25 protein-coding genes and 1 pseudogene are annotated in these 25,129 nt (G+C 45.0%); 15 read left to right on the top strand and 11 right to left on the bottom strand.

Features of this window, described 5'->3' with window-relative positions; translation table 11 throughout:
• The first annotated feature begins 84 nt into the window (after window positions 1-84).
• Window positions 85-279, top strand: a complete 195-nt coding sequence (locus AB6E30_RS18560) for a hypothetical protein (protein WP_017072485.1) — start codon at window positions 85-87, stop codon at window positions 277-279.
• Here AB6E30_RS18560 and AB6E30_RS18565 read toward each other — a convergent pair.
• The gene (locus AB6E30_RS18565) at window positions 276-848 is read right to left on the bottom strand and encodes a sugar O-acetyltransferase (protein WP_108110764.1); all 573 of its coding nucleotides are present in this window, start codon (window positions 846-848) and stop codon (window positions 276-278) included. The genes AB6E30_RS18560 and AB6E30_RS18565 overlap by 4 nt on opposite strands.
• A gap of 140 nt (window positions 849-988) precedes the next feature.
• Window positions 989-1,987 (bottom strand): adenosine deaminase, encoded by a 999-nt coding sequence (add, locus tag AB6E30_RS18570; protein WP_102540047.1) that lies wholly within the window; start codon window positions 1,985-1,987, stop codon window positions 989-991.
• A gap of 120 nt (window positions 1,988-2,107) precedes the next feature.
• Here add and AB6E30_RS18575 point away from each other — a divergent pair, with 120 nt between their 5' ends.
• The 5 genes from AB6E30_RS18575 (at window position 2,108) to AB6E30_RS18595 (ending at window position 7,745) form a co-directional block, all read left to right on the top strand.
• Window positions 2,108-3,055 (top strand): LysR substrate-binding domain-containing protein, encoded by a 948-nt coding sequence (locus AB6E30_RS18575; RefSeq protein WP_108110763.1) that lies wholly within the window; start codon window positions 2,108-2,110, stop codon window positions 3,053-3,055.
• Window positions 3,056-3,178: 123 nt separating this feature from the next.
• Complete coding sequence (locus AB6E30_RS18580) at window positions 3,179-4,633, top strand: glutathione synthase (RefSeq protein ID WP_108110762.1); 1,455 nt, start codon at window positions 3,179-3,181, stop codon at window positions 4,631-4,633.
• Window positions 4,634-4,845: 212 nt separating this feature from the next.
• The gene (locus AB6E30_RS18585) at window positions 4,846-5,364 is read left to right on the top strand and encodes a TetR/AcrR family transcriptional regulator (RefSeq protein WP_108192313.1); all 519 of its coding nucleotides are present in this window, start codon (window positions 4,846-4,848) and stop codon (window positions 5,362-5,364) included.
• Window positions 5,361-6,416 (top strand): alcohol dehydrogenase family protein, encoded by a 1,056-nt coding sequence (locus AB6E30_RS18590; protein ID WP_108192312.1) that lies wholly within the window; start codon window positions 5,361-5,363, stop codon window positions 6,414-6,416. Before AB6E30_RS18585 ends, AB6E30_RS18590 begins: the two co-directional genes overlap by 4 nt.
• Before the next feature lie 234 nt (window positions 6,417-6,650).
• Window positions 6,651-7,745 carry an HDOD domain-containing protein gene (locus AB6E30_RS18595; protein ID WP_372104803.1) on the top strand — a complete coding sequence of 365 codons (1,095 nt, stop codon included), beginning with the start codon at window positions 6,651-6,653 and terminating at the stop codon, window positions 7,743-7,745.
• Window positions 7,746-7,841: 96 nt separating this feature from the next.
• Here AB6E30_RS18595 and AB6E30_RS18600 read toward each other — a convergent pair whose 3' ends face one another.
• The 4 genes and pseudogenes from AB6E30_RS18600 to AB6E30_RS18615 form a co-directional block, all read right to left on the bottom strand.
• Window positions 7,842-9,362 (bottom strand): SgrR family transcriptional regulator, encoded by a 1,521-nt coding sequence (locus AB6E30_RS18600; RefSeq protein ID WP_372104805.1) that lies wholly within the window; start codon window positions 9,360-9,362, stop codon window positions 7,842-7,844.
• Between the two features lie 10 nt (window positions 9,363-9,372).
• Window positions 9,373-10,383: a Gfo/Idh/MocA family protein gene (locus AB6E30_RS18605; RefSeq protein WP_372104807.1), complete on the bottom strand. Its 1,011-nt coding sequence runs from the start codon at window positions 10,381-10,383 to the stop codon at window positions 9,373-9,375.
• 113 nt (window positions 10,384-10,496) lie between these two features.
• Window positions 10,497-11,396 (bottom strand): homocysteine S-methyltransferase family protein, encoded by a 900-nt coding sequence (locus AB6E30_RS18610; RefSeq protein WP_372104808.1) that lies wholly within the window; start codon window positions 11,394-11,396, stop codon window positions 10,497-10,499.
• Between the two features lie 143 nt (window positions 11,397-11,539).
• A pseudogene (locus tag AB6E30_RS18615) lies at window positions 11,540-11,724 on the bottom strand (IS110 family transposase); the annotation flags it as partial.
• A 160-nt stretch (window positions 11,725-11,884) separates the two neighbouring features.
• Between AB6E30_RS18615 and AB6E30_RS18620 the strand changes: the two are divergent.
• Window positions 11,885-12,535: a lipoprotein gene (locus AB6E30_RS18620; RefSeq protein WP_102561756.1), complete on the top strand. Its 651-nt coding sequence runs from the start codon at window positions 11,885-11,887 to the stop codon at window positions 12,533-12,535.
• Between the two features lie 125 nt (window positions 12,536-12,660).
• Entirely contained in the window at window positions 12,661-13,503 is an 843-nt protein-coding gene (locus AB6E30_RS18625) for a hypothetical protein (protein ID WP_372104810.1), read from the top strand.
• A gap of 346 nt (window positions 13,504-13,849) precedes the next feature.
• On the opposite strand, the gene AB6E30_RS18630 is transcribed toward AB6E30_RS18625, so the two are convergent.
• Window positions 13,850-14,878 carry an IS110 family transposase gene (locus AB6E30_RS18630; RefSeq protein WP_017041084.1) on the bottom strand — a complete coding sequence of 343 codons (1,029 nt, stop codon included), beginning with the start codon at window positions 14,876-14,878 and terminating at the stop codon, window positions 13,850-13,852.
• A 102-nt stretch (window positions 14,879-14,980) separates the two neighbouring features.
• On the opposite strand from AB6E30_RS18630, the gene AB6E30_RS18635 reads away from it, so the two are divergent.
• From AB6E30_RS18635 to AB6E30_RS18645, 3 genes are all read left to right on the top strand, one after another.
• Window positions 14,981-15,727 carry a DUF4145 domain-containing protein gene (locus AB6E30_RS18635; protein WP_372104811.1) on the top strand — a complete coding sequence of 249 codons (747 nt, stop codon included), beginning with the start codon at window positions 14,981-14,983 and terminating at the stop codon, window positions 15,725-15,727.
• Between the two features lie 469 nt (window positions 15,728-16,196).
• Window positions 16,197-16,478 carry a type II toxin-antitoxin system Phd/YefM family antitoxin gene (locus tag AB6E30_RS18640; protein ID WP_011080399.1) on the top strand — a complete coding sequence of 94 codons (282 nt, stop codon included), beginning with the start codon at window positions 16,197-16,199 and terminating at the stop codon, window positions 16,476-16,478.
• Entirely contained in the window at window positions 16,475-16,762 is a 288-nt protein-coding gene (locus AB6E30_RS18645; RefSeq protein WP_017064044.1) for a type II toxin-antitoxin system RelE/ParE family toxin, read from the top strand. The genes AB6E30_RS18640 and AB6E30_RS18645 overlap by 4 nt, the downstream gene beginning before the upstream one ends.
• A gap of 149 nt (window positions 16,763-16,911) precedes the next feature.
• Here AB6E30_RS18645 and AB6E30_RS18650 read toward each other — a convergent pair whose 3' ends face one another.
• Together AB6E30_RS18650 and AB6E30_RS18655 are read right to left on the bottom strand one after the other, a co-directional pair.
• Window positions 16,912-17,190: a type II toxin-antitoxin system RelE/ParE family toxin gene (locus tag AB6E30_RS18650; RefSeq protein WP_372104813.1), complete on the bottom strand. Its 279-nt coding sequence runs from the start codon at window positions 17,188-17,190 to the stop codon at window positions 16,912-16,914.
• Complete coding sequence (locus AB6E30_RS18655; RefSeq protein WP_017059448.1) at window positions 17,187-17,471, bottom strand: hypothetical protein; 285 nt, start codon at window positions 17,469-17,471, stop codon at window positions 17,187-17,189. The genes AB6E30_RS18650 and AB6E30_RS18655 overlap by 4 nt, the downstream gene beginning before the upstream one ends.
• A 185-nt stretch (window positions 17,472-17,656) precedes the next feature.
• Here AB6E30_RS18655 and AB6E30_RS18660 point away from each other — a divergent pair, with 185 nt between their 5' ends.
• Window positions 17,657-18,358 (top strand): biotin/lipoate A/B protein ligase family protein, encoded by a 702-nt coding sequence (locus AB6E30_RS18660; RefSeq protein WP_372104815.1) that lies wholly within the window; start codon window positions 17,657-17,659, stop codon window positions 18,356-18,358.
• A gap of 144 nt (window positions 18,359-18,502) precedes the next feature.
• Window positions 18,503-19,510, top strand: a complete 1,008-nt coding sequence (locus AB6E30_RS18665) for a LacI family DNA-binding transcriptional regulator (RefSeq protein ID WP_017059450.1) — start codon at window positions 18,503-18,505, stop codon at window positions 19,508-19,510.
• A gap of 73 nt (window positions 19,511-19,583) precedes the next feature.
• On the opposite strand, the gene edd is transcribed toward AB6E30_RS18665, so the two are convergent.
• Both edd and AB6E30_RS18675 read right to left on the bottom strand, forming a co-directional pair.
• A complete protein-coding gene (gene edd, locus AB6E30_RS18670) occupies window positions 19,584-21,380 on the bottom strand; it encodes a phosphogluconate dehydratase (RefSeq protein WP_372104817.1) in 1,797 nt (598 codons plus the stop codon).
• Complete coding sequence (locus AB6E30_RS18675) at window positions 21,377-21,901, bottom strand: gluconokinase (protein ID WP_372104819.1); 525 nt, start codon at window positions 21,899-21,901, stop codon at window positions 21,377-21,379. The genes edd and AB6E30_RS18675 overlap by 4 nt, the downstream gene beginning before the upstream one ends.
• Window positions 21,902-22,143: 242 nt before the next feature.
• Between AB6E30_RS18675 and ascF the strand changes: the two genes are divergently transcribed.
• A complete protein-coding gene (gene ascF / locus AB6E30_RS18680; RefSeq protein WP_017064040.1) occupies window positions 22,144-23,622 on the top strand; it encodes a PTS cellobiose/arbutin/salicin transporter subunit IIBC in 1,479 nt (492 codons plus the stop codon).
• Between the two features lie 71 nt (window positions 23,623-23,693).
• Complete coding sequence (gene ascB / locus AB6E30_RS18685; protein WP_372104821.1) at window positions 23,694-25,124, top strand: 6-phospho-beta-glucosidase; 1,431 nt, start codon at window positions 23,694-23,696, stop codon at window positions 25,122-25,124.
• The last annotated feature ends 5 nt before the right edge of the window (window positions 25,125-25,129 follow it).

Consider the following 25,129-nt stretch of genomic DNA (forward strand, 5'->3'; position numbering starts at 1 on the left):
CTTGTACGGTGGTGTGAGAGGACGGAGGCCGTGAGGCCTCCTCCTACTCGATTATGGAGCAGTAAAAATTTGAGGGTGTAGAAAATGAAAAGATACCCACCTAAGTCTATCGTTGCATTCTTGTTTTTGACTATATCAGCGCTGGTTTTAGTTGCGGCTGTCGTGCTTCAAATTCGCGGTGAACAAGCGTGCGATAAAACAACGCTGATAATTAGATTAAGAGCCATGCTATTGAAACATCGCTCTTTTTTAGATTTGGATACGCGCTTTCTTGTTTAATCGCGAGTTTGTTCGGCATTCAAATGCCGAATCAACTTGGCTGGAGTGCCGCCGTACAGGCAATCTGGTGGTACATCACTGTTAACCACTGAGTTCGCTGCGATAACAGAGCGAGCGCCAATCGTAACGCCTTGGTTGATGACTGAGTTTCCACCAATCCACACATCGTCTTCGACTGTGATAGGTAGGCAGAAAGTTTCCCACTTACGGCGGCTGAGATAATCCAGTGAGTGAGAGGCTGTGTAAAACTGGGCACTTGGCCCTATCAATACATTGTTACCAATCTTGATATTCGCGCCATCAAGCATCACCACGTTCATGTTGATAAAGGTGTCGTCACCGATCTCAATGGTTTTACCAAACTCACAATGAAACGGGGGACGGACAACGCTGCTGCCTGCTTTACCAAACAGGTTAGCCTGAAGACTTGGTAGCTGAGTATCGTCTGAACATTGATTGAAGTCTGACAGAGCCTTGCTCGCGTGAGTGCGAATGTGGTCTATCTCATGGTCTGCGCCATCAAAAATCTCGCCGGACAGCATTTTATCGAGTTCTGTTTTCGTTTTCATCGCTTGCACCTCACTAGTCAACATGGGTACTAGAATACGGATAATTAGACATAAAAAAAGAGAAAAGCCTCAGCCTTTCTCTTCCTGTTTTATATCTTTAAGTGGGCTCAGCTATGCGGCAAAAGGCATACTTTGCCAAATTAGATTTGCTCAACGAAACCCATTAGGTGCTGTTTCACTTCGTCTGAAGCAAAAGCGCTCTCCACAGAGTATTTGTAGATCTCTGCGTAGTCTTCTTGTGTTAGACCGAACGTTTCACACACACGCTTCACTTCGTTGGTCATGGTTGTGTTCGACACAGTACGGTTGTCTGTGTTGATCGTTACAACGATGCCGTCTTTCTTGAATTCAGCAATTGGGTGGTCGCTAAATTTGTGAATACATTTAGTTTGCACGTTACTTGTTGGGCAAGTTTCAAGCGCAACCTGCTTCTCTTTAACGATGTTGTATGCGTCTTCGTTACCTTGGATATGAACACCGTGGCCGATACGCTCAGCATCAAGCAGAGTTACTGCATCGTAAACGTTCTGACCATGCCATTGCTCACCTGCGTGAACCGTCACACGGTAGCCTTTTTCGATCGCGTATTGCGTGTACTCAGGGAATTCAGCGCAGAAGCCCGGTTTTTCACCGCCAGCAATATCAAACGCAACCACGCCTTTACCTAGGTAAGGTTGGCCTGCATCGATCACGTCTTTGATTGAGTCTTTCGGGAACATACGAAGTACAGACATAATGTAGTTGCCCTTGATGTCGTATTTCTCTTCTGCACGCTTCATGCCTTTTACTGCACTTGCAATGATCGTATCAAGAGACAAGCCCTTGTTTACGTGCAGGATTGGTGCGAAACGAACTTCTAGGTACTTAACGTTTTCTAGTGCAGCATCTTCGTAAAGCTCGAAAGAAATACGCTCAATCGCTTCTTCAGTTTGCATCACTTGTAGCGGCAGACTGAAACAAGCCAGATACTCATCTAGGTTTTTGCAATCTTCTGGCACCGTTAGAGATTGAACAACCGCGTCGCGATCTTCAGGTAGTTCGATATTGTACTGTTTTGCTAGGTCAATAATCGTATCTGGGCGAACACTTCCGTCTAGGTGGCAGTGTAAATCAATCTTTGGTAGTGCTAGAAAATCCATGAGTATTCCTTAATTCTATTATTATTTGAGCGTGTTAACTCACATGCGCTAAATCTACCAAGACCATGATATGATTTAAAGTGACAATTAATCATCATTAACCTGAATTTAGGGAATATCATGGTAGATGTTAAAAGCTTACTTAAATGCGACATGAATTTGCTACTTTGCCTACATGTTCTTATTGAAGAACGAAGTGTGAGTAAAACAGCAGAGCGACTCTTTTTGAGCCAGTCAGCGGTAAGTAAACAGCTCACTAAGCTGAGAGCTTTGTTTGATGATCCGCTATTTGAGCGTGAATCCAAAGGGCTATTTCCCACACCCAAAGCACTCACGTTAGCGCCTAAGATCCATCAAATCCTACTGCAAATCGAAAAGCTGACCGTTCCCGAAGTTTTCGACCCTAAAGACAGTGAGCGTACCTTCACTATAGACCTTGTCGAAACCGCCTACACGGCGATTTATCCGCACTTTATGCCGACTGCACTCGCCGATGCGCCTCATATTACCGTTAACAGTTCAACGTGGAGCAGCGATAGCTTCAAGCGATTATTAAAGCGTGAAGTGGATTTTGGGATCGGTATTTTTGAGCTAGATGAGCGCGCTTCTACCCACGTGCAGTGTATTCCTGATGCGCTTGACTACGTCGAGCTGTGCTTGGATTACTCGGTGTGTTTGATGCGTAATGACCATCCTGCGTTGCAAGAGGAATGGAGTCTCGACACCTTTTTGAAATATCGACATATACAGTTGGTGACAGGTGGTGCGGGTGACTGGTTATTGATGGAAGTGCTCAATTCTAAGCAACTGGAGATCAACAAGGCGGCTAACGTTTCAGATATCACCAGTGCCATTAAGCTGTGTAAGCAGAGTGATTTACTTATGTGTTACCCATACAACTCAGTACGCGATTACATTGATAGCGGAGAGTTGGTGATGAAGCCTGTTCCGGTCGATTTGGTACCGGGAGGTTTGTTCCTATTGTGGCATAAATACTTTGATTCAGAACCGAGCCACAAATGGTTGCGCGATCTGATCGTCAATAAGACCCAAGACACTCAGATGTGAATTGTTAACTGAAGTATTCAAAGAAGTGAAAGATTTTTCGCTTTTTTTTCGTCTTTTTAGAATGGGCATCGTCTTAGTAGAGCACTTAATCCCAGTTAATAGTGAGAGACCAAAATGAATCCAATGCTCACGTCATTGATTCCGCAACAAATTATTGAAGATACGTGTCAGTGGGCACTCATGCACGGCGTCGCGTTTCGACAAGCTGACAATACCGCGAGACATTGCCCGTTCAGTTTGGCTCCAATGAGTATTGAGCGTGGGGTTTTTGAACATTTGTTGAAGGTGACGCCGCTTATCACCAAGCTCATCAATAATGTTTCTGAAGACCACGACTTTTTACAGACATCATTGAGCGATATGGCGAAAGCCGATCCGTTTTTTGGTCGCCTGATGGAGTTGCACCGACAAGCCCATGGCAGTGCGTATGAGCGCTTGAATCCAGCGCGACAACCTTTGTTGTTGATGCGCACTGATTTTATGGATGATCGCCAACACGGTGCAAAAGTGATTGAGTTCAACGGCATTGCGGCAGGGATGGCACCTTTTGGTCAGCGCGCAACAGAGTTCCACTCATTCATGCAAAACCAATGGCCAAACGTTTATAACGATTGGTTAGAAGACCCATCTGCAACGCCGGCTGAAAACCAAGGTTTAACGCAGTTGGCTTATGGTATCGCTAATGCTGCAAGGCAAGTGAAAACCGACTTTAAGGAGCAAGATAAACCAGTTTTCTTGATGGTGGTGCAGAAGAACGAAGACAACGTTTATGACCAACACTTGCTTGAAGTCGAGCTACAAAAACAGGGAGTTCGTACGGTTCGTCGTACCTTTGAACAATTGAGCTGTCAGCTTTCATCGGGTGACAATCAACGCTTGTTACTGAAAGATGTCGGCGCTGTCGATGTGGTGTACCTAAGAGCTGGCTATCAGTATTCAGATTACTGGGCTCCAGAACTCAATGAATCGGTTTGTTGCCACACGCTAAGTCAGACTCGCTTGTTTATGGAGCAACACCATGTCGCAATGAACGCGACCATCAGCCAGCAATTAGCGACCAGTAAAACCATGCAAATGCTGCTGACCATGATGCCTGCAGCAGAATACGCACGTTGGGGTTTAACGCTAGAAGAAGCCGAACTGGTCAAGAGTGTATTAGCTGACATGAAGCCAATCACCAGTGAATCGATTGAATGGTTTAACACACAAGCTGATAAGCAAGAGTGGGTGCTAAAAAACCAAGGCGAGGGCGGTGGTCATTGTGTTTTTGGTGACGACATCAGCGAACAACTAAGCCAGCTTAAACCAGAAGAGTACGACGCGTGGGCATTGATGCAGCGCTTGTACCCGCATGAGCGTGACGTGCCGACCATTGCTGTACGTGACACCCAACAAACGCTAGTGACAGATTTAGTCAGCGAAGTCGGCCTATTCACCGCTTACTATCAAGGCAAACCAGTTACCGAATTGGACGGTTACGCGGGCTACTTAATCCGCAGCAAACCTGCCAGCGAAAATGAAGGTGGAATCCACAGTGGAAAAGGGATTTTGGATTCTTTAACACTGATTGAATCCTAATTTCACTAAGCAATAATCTAGTGGTTTTGATAATTGAAATCCCGCATCTACTAATTGGATCCGGGATTTTTCGTTTTTAGGGCTCTATAAAAAGATCTCATTGACACGGGTAGAATGATCGTTCTACTCTGTAGGTAGAGCAACCATTCTACCTGTTGTTATACCTATCACTGTTACTTACTACGATTGGTATTCAGTATTAAGAGAGCACTATGTTGAGAGAACAGATTGCAGCAAGCTTAGAGGTGGCGTTTAGCCAGCAAGGTTTTGCTGAGCCGAGTGTTGCACAGCTAAAAACGGCGTGCGATGTAAGCCTGAGAACCTTGTATAAACATTTTCCTTCAAAAGAAGCGATGATTGTCGGGGCGTTAGAACATCGTCATCAGCGTTACTTGAGTCTGCTGTTGGAAGATTCCCCTCGCTCGGGCTACCAAGCGGTTACTCATATCTTCAACAAGCTTCAACTGTGGATGGAAGAGTACGCGCCGCACGGTTGTTTATCGATGAACGCACTGGCTGCTTTTCCTGACAACGAACTGATTAACCAAGCCGTAATCGAGCATAAGAAAGAAGTTCAGGCGTTAATGGCTAAGCAAAGCCAAAGAGACGACCTCGCTTCGGAGCTCTTTCTACTTCATGAAGGCGTATCAAGTGCGTGGCCAGTATTGGGCGAAGAAGCAGTGGCATCGGCACAGAATATGGTGACAAAATTACTCAAGGAAACAGTATGAATTTTGAAGTGCCAAAAACAATGAAAGGCGTAGAGATGCTAGGACACGGCGGGGCAGAAATGCTGGGTTACCGTGAAGACATTGCTGTTCCAAAAATTGAGCCTAATGAAGTGCTGATCAAAGTCATGGCAGCAGGCGTTAATAATACCGACATCAACACGCGAATCGGTTGGTATGCGAAAAGTGATGATTCAGACGATGCCAGTTGGTCGGGTGAAGCGTTGAAATTCCCTCGCATCCAAGGTGCTGACGTGTGCGGCTTCATCGTGGCAGTCGGCAATGAAGTCTCTGCTGACCGTATTGGCGAGCGTGTTCTGATTGAGCCTTGTTTGACCGAGGTTTATGGGCAAGATTTACCGCAGCCATGGTATTTCGGTTCTGAGTGCGATGGTGGTTTCGCTGAATACACCAAAGTGGCAGCTAAGCATGCATACGCGGTGAACAGCACCATGTCGGATGTTGAGCTAGCGTCTTTCCCATGCTCTTACTCGACCGCAGAAAACATGCTGACGCGCGCCAATGTGGCTGAGGGTGATCGCGTGCTTATCTCAGGTGCATCGGGCGGTGTGGGCTCTGCGGCTATTCAGCTAGCAAAAGCTCGCGGCGCGTATGTTATTGCCATCACTAGCCCAAGTAAGAACCAACAGTTACTTGAACTTGGCGCTGATGAAGTGATTGCCCGTGATGCGGATTTGGTTAAAGCGTTAGGCGAAAGTAGCGTCAATGTGGTTATCGATTTGGTGGCAGGTGACAAGTGGCCTGAGTTCCTTGAAGTGCTGAAACCACATGGCCGTTATGCCGTATCTGGCGCAATTGGTGGCGCTATGGTTGATCTTGATGTCCGAACTTTGTATCTCAAAGATCTCAGCTTTTTTGGTTGCACGGTTTTAGAGCCACAGGTATTCCAAAATCTAGTCGACCGTATTGAGAAGCAGCAGATTGGCGCCATCGTCGCAGAGTCTTACCCGCTGGCCGATATTCATAAAGCGCAAGATGAATTCTTAAAGAAAAAACACGTTGGTAAGATCGTGTTGGAAGTCGCTCAGAGCTAACTTTAGACAGTGTCTCGCATCTAATCTATGTAAGAGCGAGCCAGTATCATGTGCTCGCTTTTTTGTTTCTGGCGAATACAGGAGGCCTAGTCTCGAAGGCTGTTGAGTAACAGATCCTATACAGCTGAAAAGTTAATGATTCATTTGTCACTGTGTGGTTTATTAATTAACTGTGCGATAATCACCGCCGTTATATATCCCTATCTATGTTGTATTCATCTAGGAGCCGTATTGATGTTTAAAAGGGTATTGCAGGCACTATTCTCGCCTTTTGTTGATTCAAAAAACAAACCCTCTGCAGAGCCTGTCCAAAAAGAGCAACAACAAACCGTTGCTACTGATTCTGTTCGGTCTTCAATCTTTGTTCCGCCTTCTTCAGCTCAACCATCATCATTAATCGTCGATAATACGCTTAGCCTTCACGATGGTGAGTTCCTCGATTATTTGTTTGGAGAGTCTCGCCTTCGAACGGAGTCAGACCCATTTAGTGATTTTGTTGCTTGTCAGATTGAACGCTTGATTCGCTCTCCAAAAGCTTTGCTTAATGAACTGCCAGTGATGCCAGCCTCTGTGACCACGTTAATGGCAGAATTACAGAGCGACGAGTTTGATGTTGACGCATTACTAACAGTGATTGAGCGCGAGCCGAGTATGGCAGCCGATGTGATTAAACTGGCTAACAGTGCTTTCTATAAGCGCGGTGAAAAACAGGTTACTGACCTAAAAACAGCATTCCTAAATATGGGTTCTCAAGGGCTTGTTGAAGGGGTAGTGAATAGCTACATGAAGAACTTCACGCCGGGGAACAATATTTACTGGCGTCACTTCGGTGAGAAAATTTGGAATCACAGTGTTCAGACTGCGTCGTTTTCTCTGGAGTTGATGAAAGACTCTTCATCTCAAGAAGATCAAGCGGCGGCGTACTTTGTTGGGTTAATTCGCAACTTAGGCAAGATGATCATTTTCCAGATGATGGTAGAAGCCTTCAAGCATGTTGATCCTTCTGTTCCACCTAACTCGTTAGCATTGAAGCGCCTGATGAACAGCTACTCCATTCGCCTGACTTACACCATTGCTAAGTTCTGGGAACTGCCAGAATCAGTGTTGACCGCGATTGGCTACCAAGAGTCGAGCCGATACGAATGCACGCCACTTGGTCAAGCTGTGTTTGAAGCTAACTACTTGAGTGAGCTGTGCTATTTACTGGAAGAACAAACGATTGAAGTCGAGCAATTTAAGCGCAGATGCAAAGAGACACTGATGTCTCCGGCTGCATACAAAGTGGCTAACCGTATCTATAAAGAGTCTGAATTATCGCTAGTGAGCTAACCCTTAGCCTATTCGACCTACGCTGTGACTGAACATAATGATTGGTTGCAGCTTGGTTGGGCTAGGTTGTGAAATACATTCAGCTACGAAATACGCTTACAAATGGCTAATCCACAGCTTGTCGAGTTCACACCAACCGAAACCATTCACTTGCGCGCCGTGTATCTTTTCAGAAACCTCTAAGTTGAACGCCTCTTGCTTGAGCTCAACCACAACCCCAGAGTCATTCAACCAATGCTTGAGTTCCAACAGTGTATTCATCGCTAACTCAAAGTTTGGCTGGCTTGTTATTGAGGCTAAGCCTTGTTCGATTTTCTCTAGCATCTCAGCAGGCAAAGTTAAGTCCTCAAACGGGAAGCGAGTGAAAAAGCTTAACCACGAAGTGAAGGTGTCGTTCTCATCAATAATGCTACACAACGCGACGTCTTTGGTAGTTAGGTAGTTAGTTTGGTAGTGACCATATTCCACGCTGGTTTTGTGGTCGCCAGACACGGACAACTGCTCGAAAAGGGCTTGGCATTCAGAGGTGTCTTCAACGGTGAACTCACGAACGGTTGAAGACAACATCGGGCTTTGAATCTTAAAGAAGGTTGAGCCGAAATCCGGTTGGGAAGAATGGTCATCGCCACGCACGCTGGTCGTCTTCTCGGGCAGTTTCACGCACACCTGATTTTGAGCGCAGGCTTTGCTCTGTGCCCATTCCGGGTAGACCCACAACTCGACTCGATTAAGAATCGGCGTGCTGTGTGAATACGCGCTATTGCGGCTTAATCTCAACATATTGCTTGAGAAAATGTCTAATGAGAACGCGCCAGAACCAATTAGCCTATCAGTCGGTGATGAGTTATCAAATACGGAGGCTTCAGCCCTAGCAAGTAAGCGCGGTAAATGCCAATCAGGTTGATTCAATTTCACGACAACCACATTGCCTGCCAAGACAGAGACCTCATCAATATGCTGATAACAGCGACGCCATATTTTGCTTTGGCAGAGAGAGTTAAGGTTGCGTGCTATGTCTTGAGGTTCAAGCGTTCGACCGTTATGAAAGTGAACACCATTGCGAATCTGAAAGCGCCACTGTGTCGCATCTTGATTAGGCTGCCAATGATAAGCTAAATCGCCGCTGAGTTTGCCGTGCTGAACGGTGGTAAGACGTTGGCAAACTTGCATCACTAAGAAACGTTCGGTGCGTCTAAGTACTCGTTGAGGGTGAAGAGCCTCGAGCTCTCGGTGAAACGGGATATACGCGATATTCTGCGCCGACGGATTGGTGCTGCTTAGAAAGGCTTGCAACTCAGCGCCAGCATTGCGGCCGTTGAAGCTTAAGGTGCCAAACACCTGTTCTATATTACCCGCATCGGCTTGGGTTTGCGCGTATTGGTAACATGCCTCAATGGGCTCAACCAGACACGTGAGTTGTGCTTTCTTGCTGCGGCCTGAGCTAGCTTGCCACTCAATCCAGCCTTGCGCTGTCATCGCTTTGAGTAAGGTCTGAACGTGACGTTCACTCACGTGCAGCAGTGTGGCCAGTTGGTTGACCTGACAATGTGATACTCCAGGCCCAAAAGCCTGAAATATCTTTTCATACAGTTCAAGCTTACGCTTAAGGTTGCCCAATTTGCTTTTCCTAACGACGAGGTTGAGTTAAGTGTTGATAGCCAGAGTCAATGAGTGCGTTTTCCATCGTATCGAGAACTCGAGAGGTTATCTCTGAGCTCAGGATATTCGATTCAGTTTTGCCTTGAAGCACCAAATCTGAAAAATGGTCGATTTCAAACTCGAATCCATTCCCTATCACTCGGTAGTTAATGGTCGACTTTTGGCCTTGATGTTCAATCTCAATAAAGGCCGGATTCCACCATTTTTCGTGAATGGTGATTTTGGTTTCAGGTCCACTCAAGTGTGCTGTTCGGGGAAGGTTTTGCACTGTTGATGCCGATATCTTACCGCTTATATCACCAGAGAATGTAAAGCATGCATTGGTATCAACATTCGCTCCCTCATAAAGACACGACATCTCTACCTGAGGTTTTGAAGGGTTTACACCCAGCGTTCGGCACAGATCGTAAAAGAACCAAAGCCCATAGACCCCAACATCGAGTGTTGCTCCGCCTGACAAATCCGGATTGAAGATAAACAAATCGGGCTCATAGTCATGATGGTTACCAAAGCTGGCTTCGATGGAATCTATCTGAATGTTGTTATCGACCAAGAATGATTGGAGCTCACGATATGCGGGAAACACCACGGTTTTCATTGCTTCTAACAGCATCACGCCATTTTGTTTCGCGAGGGCTTTCATCTCAAGCCAGTCAGCAAGGTTGGTGAAAGCCGGCTTCTCGACCAATACATGTTTTTTATTCTTTAGAAACAACTCAGTGAGTGGCTGGTGGTATGGGTGAACCGTAGCGATGTAAACCGCTTCAACACTTGGGTCATTCGCCATCTCTTCATAAGAGCCATAAGCCTTGTCGCAAGCAAACTTGTTGGCGAACGTGGCTGCGCGTGAGTGATCTCTGGCGGCAACCGCATAAAGCTCACCATGCAGACAGTGCTCCGTTACAGCGGTTGCGAATCGATTGGCGATATTGCCTAGCCCTGCGATGCCCCATTTAATTTTGCGTTGCGTGTCGCTCATCAGTTGCTCCAAATCGTTGTTTTGTATCAGTGTACTCAGAGACGCCACATACAAATAGAGAACAGATTTCTCAACCTGTTCTCTATTTATTTTATTCTAGTTGAAGCTCAGGATTAGCTCTGTAGGGAGCATTTCCAATCGGTTAGGGCTTTAATGTGTTTTGGCCCGATGCCACAACAGCCACCGATAATATTCGCGCCCAGTGCATGCCAGCGTTTGGCGTAAGTTAAGTAACCTTGGCCATCCAGCTCACGCATTTCTTGAAACATGTCATTCGCTTCATGTTCGCTGCTGATAGGCGCAAAGTTATTGGCATAGACACCAATGTCTAAATCACTGCCTAGCTCATCGATCACTTTCTTGGCATCGATAATGGCTTGATCCATCACTTCAGGCACTGAACAGTTAAACATAATGCCTGTCGCGTTTGATTGGCAGGCAAGTTTGATGGCGTCTGTTACGCTCTCGCCAGAACGAATATTGGCAGAATCGCCCTTGGTATCTTCCAAACTGAATGCGTAGTAACACGGCTTATCTGACTGCTTAAGAACCGCATGAATGGATTCGAACTCTTGCAGGCTGCAGATGGTTTCCGCTATCCAAAGATCGATGTTTGGATCCTGGGCATCGTAAAGCGTTTGAATGATTGGCGCCGCCTCTTCTACCTTAAATAAGTCTGGTCGGTAGCTGCCAAATGGCGGTGGAATCGCGCCCGCCACTTTTACGGTGTGAGAAGCATTGTTAGCAACTGCTTTAGCCAGCTCACCAGACAGTGCGGCTAGTTCAAAACCTCGTTGTTCGAACAGCTCTGCACCCAAGTGAAAAGGCACACACGCGTAGCTATTGGTGATTAGGATTTCAGCACCTGCATCGACAAAGTTTTGATGCGCTTGGCTAACAAATTCGGGTGCTTCAATCAGCGCTTGAGCACTCCAAAGCGGTTGAGAAAATGGCGCGCCAATTTCTTTGAGTTCTCGGCCCATGCCGCCATCAAGTATGGTTAGTGTTTTCATATTCAATACTATCTAAACAATTGCTGAAGTTCTGCCGCCACCATATCAGACAACTTTGTCAGACAGAAGCCATCAAGCCCCTGTGTTATCGAGAAAAGGTGTCGGACTGTTTTGGAGATAGCCACGGCATAATTTAGATTCACCCTTTCCCAATAATGTGCACCACCACACGCATCAATATCTATACGCATGAGTGGCATATTTGCTATTGTAGTCAGTAGTTTAGGGTCGGTTACAGACTGATGACCTTACCATTTTGGTCTACAGCATGAACACTGAAGTGGTTTTTAGCTAGGTCGATACCGCAGAAATAAGAATAATCAGACATGGTGCCTCCGATGCATTTAAGTACCACATCAGTGTGGCAGAGCCTCGGTAGGGGGAATCCATGTCATTCGTTATGCGCCAAATAGGCTTGATGGATATCAACTACCTAGCAAGTGAAATATGAGATCATTTAAATGGTCACCAGAAAATAAGATTTTTAAATGAAACAATTAATTATGATTTTCAGTGCAGCTGCTATTTTGACTGGCTGCCAAACTACTATCGAAGCGAATCAATATACGGTCTTTGACCCAGATGTTAACTTTTACTCTGATGCTCCAATAGTTGTAGCAACTTTTGATGAAAATGACTTGAAATCAAAATTTTATGTCCGGTCTGTAATTGACGCTATGAAAGCAAGAGGCTTTACCTCTGTTTACTCCGAAAGAGAACTGGATAAAAAAAATATTACGCCTGTTGGTGCTGCGTATATCTCTGTAAAGCAAGAGTATGACACTTATACTTATGAATCGGCAGACTACGGCATGGTTGATAGTGGTTACTCAACGACAACTTGCTCTGGTTATGGGTACTCCGCAACCTGCAACACAACAAACCAGAAAACATTTGGTGTGACAGGAAGTTCGACAAAAACTGGCTCATCAATTTATACGTCTTTCGCTCTACACTATTATGATCTGACAACTAAGGAAAAAGTACTTTTCACCTTAGGCTCTACCTTTGATAAATCATGTAATACAGACTTCTTATACAATTTTTTGATTGATGAAACTATTTCACGTACAGATTTCACCAAGCCGGTAGATTATAAGTACAGTGTCAAATTACCTGAAGGTGTTAGTTGTAAATAGGCGCAAAACAAAGCCTTCAAGACTGATTCGTAAACGCGTGCCGACTCTCTAACGCTCAAACATGGCACACGTTCACTCACAGCTTAAGGCGGCGTTAGTTTTACAATTAAATTTGAGAGAAACAATTGAGTAATGACATTCAGCTGATAGTAACGGCTATCGAGGGGCTGCATACAAATTTCGTAAAAGACTATATTTTGCCTGTTGGAAGCGTATTGGTTTCAGGCGCACTTGGTGCAGGAGTCGCTTACTATACGGTAAATCAGCAAGAGTTTACCAAGATTGAGTTGGATAAAATCAGAACAGTCAATAAAACAATACTTTCTGCTTTAGAGCTTCGTTCCAGTCTGATAGGTATTAAATCGAACTACTTTGGGTTGATAACTGATGAACCTATCAATCGAATGTTAGGCGTACCGCCCGTGTTACTTAAAGAAATTAAGGTTGAATTCGATTTGCCGTCATTGTCTTTTATATCCCGACATGAGGCTTCAGAGTTTAATAAATGGGCGTCATTGGATTATATCGCTACGATTGTCTCGAACTTTAATACTGTTGTTAAAGTATGGGAAAAGCGAAACAGTATGATTGAGGCTTTGATGCCTAAGTTGTCAGAGGTCTACGGTAAACCATTAAAATTTCCAGAAATACAGAGTTTGATTGGTGTCGGTAATATGGCGCTGCTTAGTGATTTAACAGAAAGATGCTTGCATATGACTGATGACCTTTTAGTTGAAGTTAGTTGCTTTTTGGTTGGGTTTTCAGCGGTGGTCGATGGAAAAATTGACACCAAGATACTAAAGAAATTCGGAGGGAGAATCAGTCCTTCGTTACCTACTTATGAAGAATATCCTCTTGCAGTTGATATACTGACAAAAGTACCAACGGTAAACTATGTGCTACTAGGTCAAATTCAAGGGCGTAAAAAACAAGATCTAGAAGAACGTTACAGACCCATATATAAGTAAAACTAACAAGCAATTTAAGAGGGATTCACAACGCTTGGCGCTCTCACTTCAAGTCAGTTTAGTGTTTATGGCACAATGCTTTAGGTTTGGGTGGAGGCGTTGTTCACCCCTTAATTGGGCTACATGGACTCCCTCTTTTGTCAACAATAGCTCCCGCTGACAACAGTGGTTCGGACAGCAGCTCTACATTCGGTGTTTAATCGGAATCGTTCCGTCACCTTGATGATATTCGCTTGATGCCCGCCTCATTCGTTAAACAGTATTTATTACTTCCCAATTAAACAGGTTTAGGCATCTCGGTCTGGTCGTATTGTCATCATTTGCTATTGCTTTGACTCGGTGAGTGTTAACCGTTTACATAGTTAATCTTGTACTCTTTTCCTGTTGTTAATAATGCCCATATTATACGAGCGTTTTTTGCTGCTAGGGCGACAGCTGCTCGTTTATAACCTCGTCGTTCAACGAGTTGATTTAACCAAATACTGTTGCGATCGGTTTTCTCTTTACATCGTGCAATAACGGCTCTTGCGCCATGAATAAGTAGAGTGCGAATATGTTTTTCGCCTCTTTTGCTGATGCGACCAAGATGAACATGACCACCTGTTGAGTATTGTCTTGGAACCAACCCTATCCAAGCGGCAAATTGGCGGCTAGAGCCAAATTGTTTGGCGTCATTGACGGTTGCGACAATGGCACTTGCACTGTGTTCACCGACACCTGGAATATCCATGAGGGCTTTGGCTGAAGCCATCTCACGAACTAAAGCAGAGACTCTACGATCATAGTGCAATACTTCTAGGTTAAGGTGTTGAATCTTGTTCGATAGATCTTGAAGTAGCTCTCGAGCGAGTATAGGCAAACCATTTTCTGCATCTTCAAGGACACTACCAATAGTGTTTTGAGCCGAGTAGCGCCCCTGAGGCATCACAATACCAAATTCGGAAAGCAAACCTCTGAGCTGGTTAATAGTCGCCGTTCTTGTTTTAATTAGCCCCTGTCGAATACGGTGCAGGCAAAGCACAGCTTGTTGCTCTTCACTTTTTATAGAGACAAATCGTGTTTTGGGTCTAGATACCGCTTCACAGATGGCCTCTGCGTCATTGGCATCGTTCTTCTCATTTTGTCGATATGGAATAACGAATTTGGACGCCATAATTTTCGGGTTATGACCTAGTTTCAGTAGCTCTCTCGCCCAGTGGTGTGCACCAGAGCACGCCTCCATACCGATGAGGCAGGGAGGTAACTTCGCGAATGTGTCTAAGAGTTTGTTTCTTTTGACAGTTTTGCGTAGGACGCACTTGCCATATGCATCAACGCCGTGAATACTGAATACATTCTTGGCGAGGTCAACGCCAATAGTTTGAATGGTGGACATAGTAACCTCCAGTTCTTCAGCGTGTACTAAGTAAGTATGGCACGCAGAGTGTCAGGTAGAGGGAGTCCATATCATTCGTTATGTGTTTCTTGGAGGTAATCTATGACAATTCCTAAATTAAACGAAGATAAGTTTAAATGTTTACACTGTGGTGTTCTGTCTCAACAGCGCTGGTTCAGCAGGCAAACTGTTACAAGAATAACGTCTGCTATTTTAGAACACTCTTATTTGGATGCTCGCTCGTCTATTTCTGAGTATACGGAGCGCGATTTACAAAGCTTTATGGAACGTTATAAAAATGACTTAGCGAGAAATTTGAGACAATATGTTCCAGACAACTTCTCAATCTCTATGTGTGCTAGTTGTAATGCAGAGACTCTATGGGTAAATGATAAAGTCGTATTTCCAGTAGCTAACTCCATCCCAGAGCCTAACAACGACCTAAATGAAGATATAAAATCAATTTATTTGGAAGCTGCATCCATATTGAACAATTCACCCAAAGGTGCCTCTGCTCTGCTACGTCTTGCTCTACAAATCCTTTTAAAGCAAGTCGGTAAATCAGGTAAAAATATCAACGATGATATAAAAGGTTTGGTTTCGGACGGATTGAGTCCCAAGATTCAGCAAGCTTTAGATATTCTACGAGTAGTAGGCAACAACGCAGTACATCCGGGCGCTATTGATTTCCAAGATAGTACGGATGTTGCTTTGAAACTTTTTCAGATTCTTAATTACATTGCAGAAGAGCTAATTACTAAACCAAAGGAACTGGAAAGTTTGTATAACGATATCATTCCGGACGAAACTAAAAGACACATTGAGCAACGTGATCGTAAAAACACATAACAAATAAGGATTAAGGTGTTGCGCAGCCAACACTAAATCCCGAGTGTTGAACAAGCCCGAAGCCACTTTATTAAGTAAATTGTACGATTGAACTTGAAGGGCACATCGCTTTGAGGCTTTTCTCAAAGCGAGCGAAGCTAAGATAAGGTTGGGATAGCAATCATATCAATCAGTTAGCTATTTTTCGTTTCTTTCGTCGTTACATCTCCTCTGCTCTCGTCAATGCCATTCTCCTTGTTATCAATGCCTTTCGGCTAGATGGGTCGACTTACTCCAACATGTTTAAGAGTGATTCGCAACGCGTGGCATTTTTATTATGCGTTGCGTTCAGTGTTTAAGGCGGTATACGGTAGCATCGGTATTGCGTTGCTCACACCTTAACGCGGCTATAACACAAAATCAGGCTATTGCTCAAAATTGCTATTTGAACTATTATTTGTACATTAAATTGTACCATAGGGAGTTCAACATGAGCCGCATCCATTTTGATCAAGATATTCAGCCTTTGTCTGAATTTCGTGCTGGCGTGACGTCATTTATTAAACAGATTAACGAAACTCGCAGACCACTAGTTATCACACAACGTGGTAAGGGTGTTGCGGTTGTCCTTGATGTTGCAGAATATGAAGCAATGCAAGAGAAGATCGAGTTACTGGAAGAAATGCGTACTGCTGAAGCACAATTAGCTTCAGGTTTAGGTGTTTCCAATGAAGACGCTCGTGCTCAAGTATTGGGGCGCATTAAGAAATGAAAGTAGTCTGGTCACCACTAGCATTACAAAAGTTAGGTGATGCAGCCGAGTTTATTTCACTGGATAATCCAGTGGCGGCAGAAAACTGGGTTAATGAGGTTTTTGATAAAACTGATTTACTCTCAAGTATGCCTGACATGGGGCGAATGGTTCCTGAGCTGCCTCATACCAATTACCGTGAAATTTTGTTTGGTCACTATCGCATCATATATAGCCTTAGCCATGAAATTCGCGTCCTCACAGTACGAAATTGTCGTCAGATACTAACGGAAAGTGACGTGTAGCAATTGTGTTATAACAAGCAATTTAAGAGGGATTCACAACGCTTGGCACTTTTGCTCCTACTTCAACTTAAGTGTTTATGGCACAATGCTTTAGGTTGGGTGGAGGCGTTGTTCACCCCTTAATTGGGCTAGTTGCCCAGAGGAAGTAATCAATCTATTGGGAACTTTTGTTTCTGGTGGAGTACGCGCATAATTCGGATAATGTCGCCTTCGATCCAATAGGAGACGATCATTGAAATCTCAGGAATTATAAGTAATTGCCCACGAATGCCGTCTCTCTGTACACCCATTAGAGGCTGCTCAAGCAAGTTTTCTACTTTTGTTTCAATGAGGTTGTCAGCGTTTTCTGCCGCATCAGGGTTGAAGTCATAGATAAACTCAAAGATCCTTTCACGATCATTGAGTGATTCTTCTTCCCATAAAATCATTGCTTACCTCGATTACGTATTCTGGCTTTGCGTTCTTCCATTCGAGATTTAGCAGTTTGGTGTTCAACGAAAACGGATTCTCCTGAGTCAAACTTCTCAAATGCTAGGTTTACTTGTTCAGTTAGCCAGGCATCGTGAGATAATGTCTGTCTTTGTTGCTCAGCGAGTTGCTCAGTAAGCTCACGGCAAGCACCACTCAGTGTGCGACCTTGGCTCTCAGCCATCTGTTGAGCTAGGCGTTTTGTTTCTTCATCAACACGAAATTGAATTCTAGTGTCCATGATGTATTCCTTTATTGGTGTGTGTACAAATGTTAGCACTCACCTTTGAGATGGGCAACTGACAAGCTACTATGGCGCCAATAACTAACTTTTGGTGCTATGTTTCATCGCACATAGTCCCATATCTCATCAACCATTGCAGAACGTTAAATGATAGGTCACCACAATCTGTAGAGGAAAGTGCATTGAAGTTAACCAATAAACTCGTACGTTACCCGCACATTGATGTTGATCGTGCGTTTGAAAAAGAAGCTGAATTATTGCAGCAAATTCAGGCGGGTGAGATTGGGCAAGCCTTAATGTTGTGGCAAGCAAAAGCGCCGACACTTGTTTTGCCCGCAGGTAAAAAGTGGCCTGTGACCGTAGAGTCTAGAAAACAACTCGCGGCACAAGGTTGGCAACTCACCTCACGTAAAACAGGCGGCGCTCCCGTTCCCCAACTGCCGGGGATCATTAACTTATCGTACATTTACCATTGGCCTCGTGATGAAGCCTACAACATCCAAAAAGCGTATCTACATCTGTGCAATGTCTTAACCCTGTTTTTTAAAGAACTGGGCATCGATGTGGATGTACACGCGACTCCCGGTTCTTATTGTGATGGTGACTACAACCTCAATATCAATAAACAAAAAATAGTGGGCACGGCGCAGCGTGTTTTGCTTAAACAAGGGGGCGGCCAAATCGTACTTTCGCAAGCTTGTATCTTGTTGGATGTCGACCTAGAGAACATCGTTGCACCCGTAAATTTTTATAATCAAGTTTGTGGCAATCCAACCGTGGTGGACGCGCAAGTTCATACTCCGTTGTCCGCACATCTGACAACTCTACCCAACGTAGACTCACTCTTTCAGCAGTTAAGCCAAGCTTTCATCAAGCATGCGTGATACCAACCTTTCGTTAACGCCAAACTAATTTGCCGATGGTAGAACGATTTCAATACTATGTGTCGATGACAACGAATGGGTTGAACTTGAGGCGGTGAGAACTTTATAATGTTACTTGTAACATAATAAAGAGTTCAAATAGTTATGACAGAACAGCAGAAGAAAACTCGAACCACACTTCAAGATGTTGCAGACAAAGTGGGGGTCACAAAGATGACCGTCTCTCGTTACATGCGCAATCCCGATTCAGTCGCAGCCAAAACTCGCGTTAAAATTGCAGCGGTTATTGAAGAGATGGGATACATCGAAAACAAAGCGCCAGCTATGCTCTCTAAATCGTCGAGTAAAGCGATCGGTATCTTGCTCCCTTCGTTATCAAACCAAATCTTTGCCGCGTTTGTTCAAGGTATCGAAACGGTTACTAAAGAGAATGGCTACGAGACGTTGCTTGCTCACTTTAGCTATGATGCTGTGGAAGAAGAGGAAAAGATTGCTTCGCTGCTTTCGTATCAAGTTGATGGGTTGATATTGACGGAAAGCCACCACACCCCCCGCACGTTACAGATGATCAAGAATTCAGGTGTTTCTGTTGTTGAAACGATGGAACTCCCAACCAATCCGATCGATATGGTTGTTGGCTTGGACCATATTGATGCTTCTTACCATGTCGTGAAGCGAATGATTGAAGCTGGTAAACGCTCTATTGCTTACTTTGGCGCTCGATTGGATGCGCGAACCAAGTTGCGTTTGCAAGGCTATGACAAAGCGATGTATGAGGCTGGATTAGAGCCTAAACACGTGTTGACTGAACAGCACTCTAACTTCTCTTTGGCTGAAGATCTGCTTGATCGCGCTCTTGCGGATTACCCAGATCTAGATGGCGTGTTCTGCACCAATGATGACATCGCGATAGGTACCTTGCTCATTGCCCAGCAACGTGGAATCCAAGTGCCGCAACAGCTATCTGTGGTGGGCTATAACGCGTTAGATATTGGTCAAACCATACGCCCAAAACTGACTAGCGTGGATACGCCACGTTATGAAATAGGTAAGAAAAGTGCCGAGCTACTGCTTGCCCGATTGAAAGGTGAGCCAGTTACGGAAACGGTAGTGGATATGGGCTATCGCATCACTGATGGCGAAAGCGTTTAACCAAGTATCGTGGAAACTGAAAGGGGCATCGAAATGATGCCCCTTTTGCTTTTACATTTAAGTAATGACACAGCTAGACGATAAAACTCGCCCCTTGTTCTGCACTCGAAACGCTTTGGCGCATCACGCTAAATAGGTTGCGCCCCATGGTTTGCTGGTTGGCGTCCGCCTCAAATACCTTCGCTTGGCGAGATTGCATGTCGTTGAGGTTATTGAGTTCGCCACTCGCGCAATCTAAGCGCAGGATATCGCCTTCGCAAACAAGCCCAATAGTTCCTCCTCGAATAGCCTCTGGTGAGACATGAATCGCGGATGGGATCTTTCCTGAGGCTCCAGAAAGGCGCCCATCAGTAACCAGAGCCACTTTAAACCCTTGTTTCTGAACATTACCTAGAATCGGCATGAGCTTATGCAGTTCAGGCATACCGTTCGCAGCTGGTCCATTATTTATCACCACAACAATGCAATCTTTGTTGAGCTCACCTCGTTGATACGCAGCTTCTACCTTATGTTGGCAATCAAAAACTACCGCAGGTGCTTCTATTACACGTTGCTCTTCTGCAACCGCTGACACTTTAATCACTGCGTTGCCAAGGTTCCCTGAAAGGACTCGCGTTCCGCCTGTGCTTTGGAATACCTGTTCTTGGCCTGCAATTACCTCTGCATCTGCCGACTGTTTGCACTTTTTCCACGTTAGCTTTCCATTTTCAAGTTCTGGAATACTCATTTGATCTTCAAACGAGCCAAAGGTAGGTGTGACATCTCGGTGCAGTAAGTTGGCTTGATCTAAACGGCGTAACAGCGCGGGAACTCCTCCTGCCGCTTGGAACGCATTCATATCTGCTGGGCCGTTGGGATAAACTCGAGCAAGTAAAGGCACTACATCGGATAGATCGCTGATGTCTTGCCAAGTCAGAATAAATCCTGCTGCGCGTGCTACCGCGACCATGTGAATGCTGTGGTTGGTACTGCCACCTGATGCGAGTAGGGCAACAATGCCATTGATTAAGCTTTTAGCGGTAAAGACTTCAGAAAGTGGGCGGAAGTTTGTGGCTTGTGGTGTCATTGAAGCAATTTCAATGGCGGCATGCTGAGTGAGTGATGCGCGCAATTTAGAGTCAGGGTGAATAAACGCTGAGCCCGGAAGCATCAGCCCCATCGCTTCAAATACCAGCTGATTGGTATTGGCTGTGCCGTAAAAAGTGCAGGTGCCCGCTGAGTGATAAGCGTTGCACTCCATATCCAGCAAGGCACTTTTTCCTACCTTGCCAGCCGCGTATTCTTGGCGAATGTGTACTTTCTCATCATTGCTGATGCCCGTTGCCATCAAGCCTGCTGGAACAAAGGCGGTGGGTAGATGCGCAAAAGAGAGCGCGCCCATCAGTTGTCCTGGAGCTATCTTGTCGCAAATGCCAAGTAATAGGGTTGAATCAAACACGTTATGACTCAGTGAAAGAGCGGTCGATTGAGCAATCAAGTCCCTTGAAAACAAAGACATATCCATGCCTGGTTGCCCTTGAGTTACCCCATCGCACATCGCGGGAACGCAGCCCGCTACTTGAGAGGTGTGGCCGAACTTAGCTAACGCCTTTTTGATCTGATCTGGATAGTGTTGATACGGCTGGTGGGCGCTTAACATATCGTTGTAAGAGCTGATTAACGCCACATTAGATTTAGTGAGATCAAGAATCGAGCGTTTCTCATCGGAACAAGAAGCTGCGACAGCGTGAGCCAAGTTGCCGCAAGAAAGCCCTTTGCCACCTTTGCCTGCAGAGGCTTGATGTTGAGTTCGGTTTAGAAACGCTTCATGAGTCTCTTTGCTTCGTTCAATTAATCGTTGAGTCACCGCTTGGATGGTTGGAAGGGTCATGCTGTTTCTGCCTCATCAGTCATTGAAAGCACAATCGCAGCACAGTCCACAACGTCATCAATATCGCCATCAATGCTTATGACAACCGTATCTGGCTCGTGATCGGGTCTTTCTAATGTTTCGAACTGGCTTTTAATCATGTTCTCTTTCATGAAGTGGCCTTGGCGCTGACGCATTCGATGCAAGATCAGGTCAATGTTGCCATCTAAAAAGAGAAAGGTGAGGTTTTTGTTCCCTTCGCGAATTTGGTCGCGGTACTTCTTCTTCAACGCAGAACACACAATAATGCCGTGCTCATTTTTACTTTCTAGGCTGTACGCTGCATCACGAACGCGTTCCAGCCATGGAACGCGATCATCATCATTAAGAGGTTGGCCTGACGCCATTTTTTGAATGTTTGCTCGAGGATGAAGGTCGTCACCATCAATGAACTTACGCCCAAGTTTTTTTGCCAACTGCTCGCCTATCGTGCTTTTCCCACAAGCACTGACACCCATGACGATGACACTACTACCAGCCATAACTCAATCCTCTTAACAAATTTGCGCGTGATCTCAATTTTGAACATCGCTTGTAAATATGGCTTTATCTTATAATCGTTACCGGTAACATGTTACCGGTAACTTAAGGAAGTGTGATGAAGGACACAAAACAACAATTCACAACAATTGTGATTGTTTTTGCATCCTACTGACGGAAAATTAGTCACATCTCACTATATTCGCGTTTAAAAATCACTGGAAAGAGATCTTTGGGGGATAAAATGGCCAACGATTACCGCGCAATTGCGAAATCTGTTGTTGAGCATCTTGGGGGCAAGACAAATGTGGCTGCCCTAACACACTGCATGACTCGACTACGATTCGTTTTACACAGCCAAGATGGCGTCGATATTAACAAGCTAAAAGCACTGAAAGGTGTGATGGGTGTTGTTGATAATGGAGACAAAGTACAAGTTATCATTGGTAACGAGGTATCGTATGCATACAAAGAAGTGATGGCGCTTTGTGAGCTATCCACTGTATCTGAGTCAGAGGTTCCTGCTAAAAAAGAGAAGCTAACGGCTAAGTCAATTGGTGCGAAAATGTTGGACGCACTGGTTGGTACCATGTCGCCTCTTATCCCAGCAATCATTGGCGCTTCAATGGTCAAACTGCTCGCCATGGTACTTGAGATGCTGGGCTGGGTTGAGCCAAATGCACCTACCTTGATTATCTTGAAAGCGATTGGCGATGGCGCCTTCTTCTTCCTACCGGTTATGGTTGCCGCTTCCGCATCGATCAAATTCAAGACCAATATGTCTCTTTCCATTGCGATTGCCGGTGTCTTAATCCACCCGAACTTTATGGAATTGATGGCGCAAGCAGCAGAAGGCAAGCACGTTGATTTCTTCGGTATCCCAATCACGTCAGTGAAATACACCTACACGGTTATTCCTGTACTTGTGATGACTTGGGCTCTTTCTTACATAGAACGTTGGGTAGATAGCATTACCCCTGCTGTGACTAAAAACTTCCTGAAACCTATGCTTATCGTATTGATTGCAGCTCCGGTTGCTATCGTACTTATCGGTCCATTTGGTATTTGGGTTGGTACTGCACTTTCAGCGCTTGTTTACACAATTCATGACACATTAGGTTGGTTGTCGGTTGCTATCATGGGCGCACTGTGGCCTCTACTTGTTCTTACTGGTATGCACCGTGTATTTACTCCAACGATTATTCAAACCATTGCTGAGACGGGTCGTGAAGGTATGGTTATGCCTTCAGAAATCGGTGCCAACCTCGGTATGGGTGGTGCGTGTCTGGCTGTTGCTTACAAAACCAAAAACAGCGCACTAAAGCAGACATCATTAGCCGCAGGTGCTTCAGCTATCTTCGCCGGTATCTCTGAGCCTGCATTGTACGGCGTGCTTGTTCGTCTGAAACGTCCACTTATCGCAACAATGATTACTGGTTTTATCGTAGGTGCATTAGCGGGCATGGGTGGCCTTGCGAGTCACTCGATGGCAGCACCAAGCTTGTTTACGAGTGTTCAGTTCTTCGATGTGAATGACCCAATGAGTATCGTTTGGGTGTTCGGTCTGATCGCATTGTCTATTGTTCTGTCATTTGTTCTAACCCTAGTTTTAGGCTTTGAAGATGTTCCAGAAGATGATGCCGATGAGAAAGCAACTTCAGAGTCAGCAAACAAAGAAGCTGGTAAGGCAGAAGACAAGCCGACAGTAGTGTCCGCGTCTTAATTAGAATTGATTAATTTATTCAGTCACCTTACTTCAGCGTAAGGTGACTTTTATTGTTTCCGAGGTATTCGATGTCAAACATTCAATTTCCCGAAGATTTCTTATGGGGCGGCGCTATTGCTGCAAACCAGTCTGAAGGCGCTCACTTAGCGGGTGGTAAAGGCCTAACAACCGTAGATATGATCCCTTATGGTGAGAACCGCATGCCAATTAAGCTTGGTCAGGTTGATAAGGTGACGCTCAGCGAAGACGAGTTCTACCCAAGCCATAACGCGATAGACTTTTATCACCGTTACAAAGAAGACATCGCCTTGCTGGCAGAGATGGGATTTAAAGTCTTCCGCGTATCCATCGCTTGGAGCCGAATCTTTCCAAAAGGTGACGAGCTAGAGCCGAACCAAGCTGGCTTAGATTTTTACCGTGATGTTTTTGAAGAGTGTAAGAAATACGGTATTGAGCCGCTCGTTACCTTGTGCCATTTCGATGTGCCTATGCACTTGGTCAACGAGTATGGTTCGTGGCGTAATCGTAAGATGATTGAGTTCTTTAGCCGTTACGCGAGAACCTGTTTCGAAAACTACAAAGGCTTGGTGAAATACTGGTTAACTTTCAACGAAATCAATATTTTACTAGCGAGCCCGTTTTCTGGTGCTGGATTGTTGTTTCAGGAAGGCGAAAATCACGATCAAGTGAAGTACCAAGCAGCTCACCATGAGCTAGTAGCAAGCGCTTTGGTAACCAAGATTGCCCATGAAGTTGATGAGCAAAACCAAGTGGGTTGTATGCTGGCGGGCGGTAACTTCTATCCATATTCATGTAAGCCAGAAGATGTGCTGATGGCTATGGAAAAAGACCGCGAGAACCTGTTCTTTATTGATGTTCAATCGCGTGGTTACTACCCATCTTATGCTCAAAAAGTGTTTGATAACAAAGGTGTGGTGCTTGAAACACAAGATGAAGATTTCGAGATTCTAAAGAACACCGTCGATTTCATTTCTTTCAGTTATTACGCTTCACGCTGTGCTTCCGCTGAAATGAATGCAGGAAATACGAGTGCAGCGAACGTCGTTAAGTCCATCAAAAACCCTCATCTTCCAGCAAGTGATTGGGGCTGGGTCATTGACCCTACAGGTCTTCGAATTACGATGAACACACTCTATGACCGTTACCAGAAACCACTTTTCTTGGTAGAAAATGGCTTAGGTGCTCGTGATACCTTGGATGACAATGGAGAAGTGAACGATGATTACCGCATTGATTACCTTCGTCAGCACATTGTTGCGATGCATGAAGCAATGGAAGACGGTGTACCATTGATGGGTTACACACCTTGGGGTTGTATCGATCTTGTTGCGGCGTCGACCGGAGAGATGAGCAAGCGCTATGGGTTTATCTACGTGGACAGAGACAACCTAGGCAATGGTACGTTAAATCGTATTCCTAAAAAGTCATTCCACTGGTACAAAAAAGTGATCGCAAGCAACGGCAGCGACTTGGCTTAATTTGT

The organism is Vibrio sp. 10N.247.311.12 (assembly GCF_041467515.1).
GTDB classification, from domain to species: domain Bacteria; phylum Pseudomonadota; class Gammaproteobacteria; order Enterobacterales; family Vibrionaceae; genus Vibrio; species Vibrio crassostreae_C.

Coding starts and splice junctions, on each gene's coding strand:
- ascF (WP_017064040.1), top strand. CDS start 22,144: ATGGCCAACGATTACCGCGCAATTGCGAAATCTGTTGTTGAGCATCTT.
- AB6E30_RS18620 (WP_102561756.1), top strand. CDS start 11,885: ATGAAACAATTAATTATGATTTTCAGTGCAGCTGCTATTTTGACTGGC.
- AB6E30_RS18610 (WP_372104808.1), bottom strand. CDS start 11,396: ATGAAAACACTAACCATACTTGATGGCGGCATGGGCCGAGAACTCAAA.
- AB6E30_RS18605 (WP_372104807.1), bottom strand. CDS start 10,383: ATGAGCGACACGCAACGCAAAATTAAATGGGGCATCGCAGGGCTAGGC.
- AB6E30_RS18640 (WP_011080399.1), top strand. CDS start 16,197: ATGAGCCGCATCCATTTTGATCAAGATATTCAGCCTTTGTCTGAATTT.
- add (WP_102540047.1), bottom strand. CDS start 1,987: ATGGATTTTCTAGCACTACCAAAGATTGATTTACACTGCCACCTAGAC.
- AB6E30_RS18585 (WP_108192313.1), top strand. CDS start 4,846: ATGTTGAGAGAACAGATTGCAGCAAGCTTAGAGGTGGCGTTTAGCCAG.
- AB6E30_RS18595 (WP_372104803.1), top strand. CDS start 6,651: ATGTTTAAAAGGGTATTGCAGGCACTATTCTCGCCTTTTGTTGATTCA.
- AB6E30_RS18630 (WP_017041084.1), bottom strand. CDS start 14,878: ATGTCCACCATTCAAACTATTGGCGTTGACCTCGCCAAGAATGTATTC.
- AB6E30_RS18565 (WP_108110764.1), bottom strand. CDS start 848: ATGAAAACGAAAACAGAACTCGATAAAATGCTGTCCGGCGAGATTTTT.
- AB6E30_RS18580 (WP_108110762.1), top strand. CDS start 3,179: ATGCTCACGTCATTGATTCCGCAACAAATTATTGAAGATACGTGTCAG.
- AB6E30_RS18560 (WP_017072485.1), top strand. CDS start 85: ATGAAAAGATACCCACCTAAGTCTATCGTTGCATTCTTGTTTTTGACT.
- AB6E30_RS18675 (WP_372104819.1), bottom strand. CDS start 21,901: ATGGCTGGTAGTAGTGTCATCGTCATGGGTGTCAGTGCTTGTGGGAAA.
- AB6E30_RS18635 (WP_372104811.1), top strand. CDS start 14,981: ATGACAATTCCTAAATTAAACGAAGATAAGTTTAAATGTTTACACTGT.
- AB6E30_RS18665 (WP_017059450.1), top strand. CDS start 18,503: ATGACAGAACAGCAGAAGAAAACTCGAACCACACTTCAAGATGTTGCA.
- edd (WP_372104817.1), bottom strand. CDS start 21,380: ATGACCCTTCCAACCATCCAAGCGGTGACTCAACGATTAATTGAACGA.
- AB6E30_RS18575 (WP_108110763.1), top strand. CDS start 2,108: ATGGTAGATGTTAAAAGCTTACTTAAATGCGACATGAATTTGCTACTT.
- AB6E30_RS18655 (WP_017059448.1), bottom strand. CDS start 17,471: ATGGACACTAGAATTCAATTTCGTGTTGATGAAGAAACAAAACGCCTA.
- AB6E30_RS18650 (WP_372104813.1), bottom strand. CDS start 17,190: ATGATTTTATGGGAAGAAGAATCACTCAATGATCGTGAAAGGATCTTT.
- AB6E30_RS18590 (WP_108192312.1), top strand. CDS start 5,361: ATGAATTTTGAAGTGCCAAAAACAATGAAAGGCGTAGAGATGCTAGGA.
- ascB (WP_372104821.1), top strand. CDS start 23,694: ATGTCAAACATTCAATTTCCCGAAGATTTCTTATGGGGCGGCGCTATT.
- AB6E30_RS18645 (WP_017064044.1), top strand. CDS start 16,475: ATGAAAGTAGTCTGGTCACCACTAGCATTACAAAAGTTAGGTGATGCA.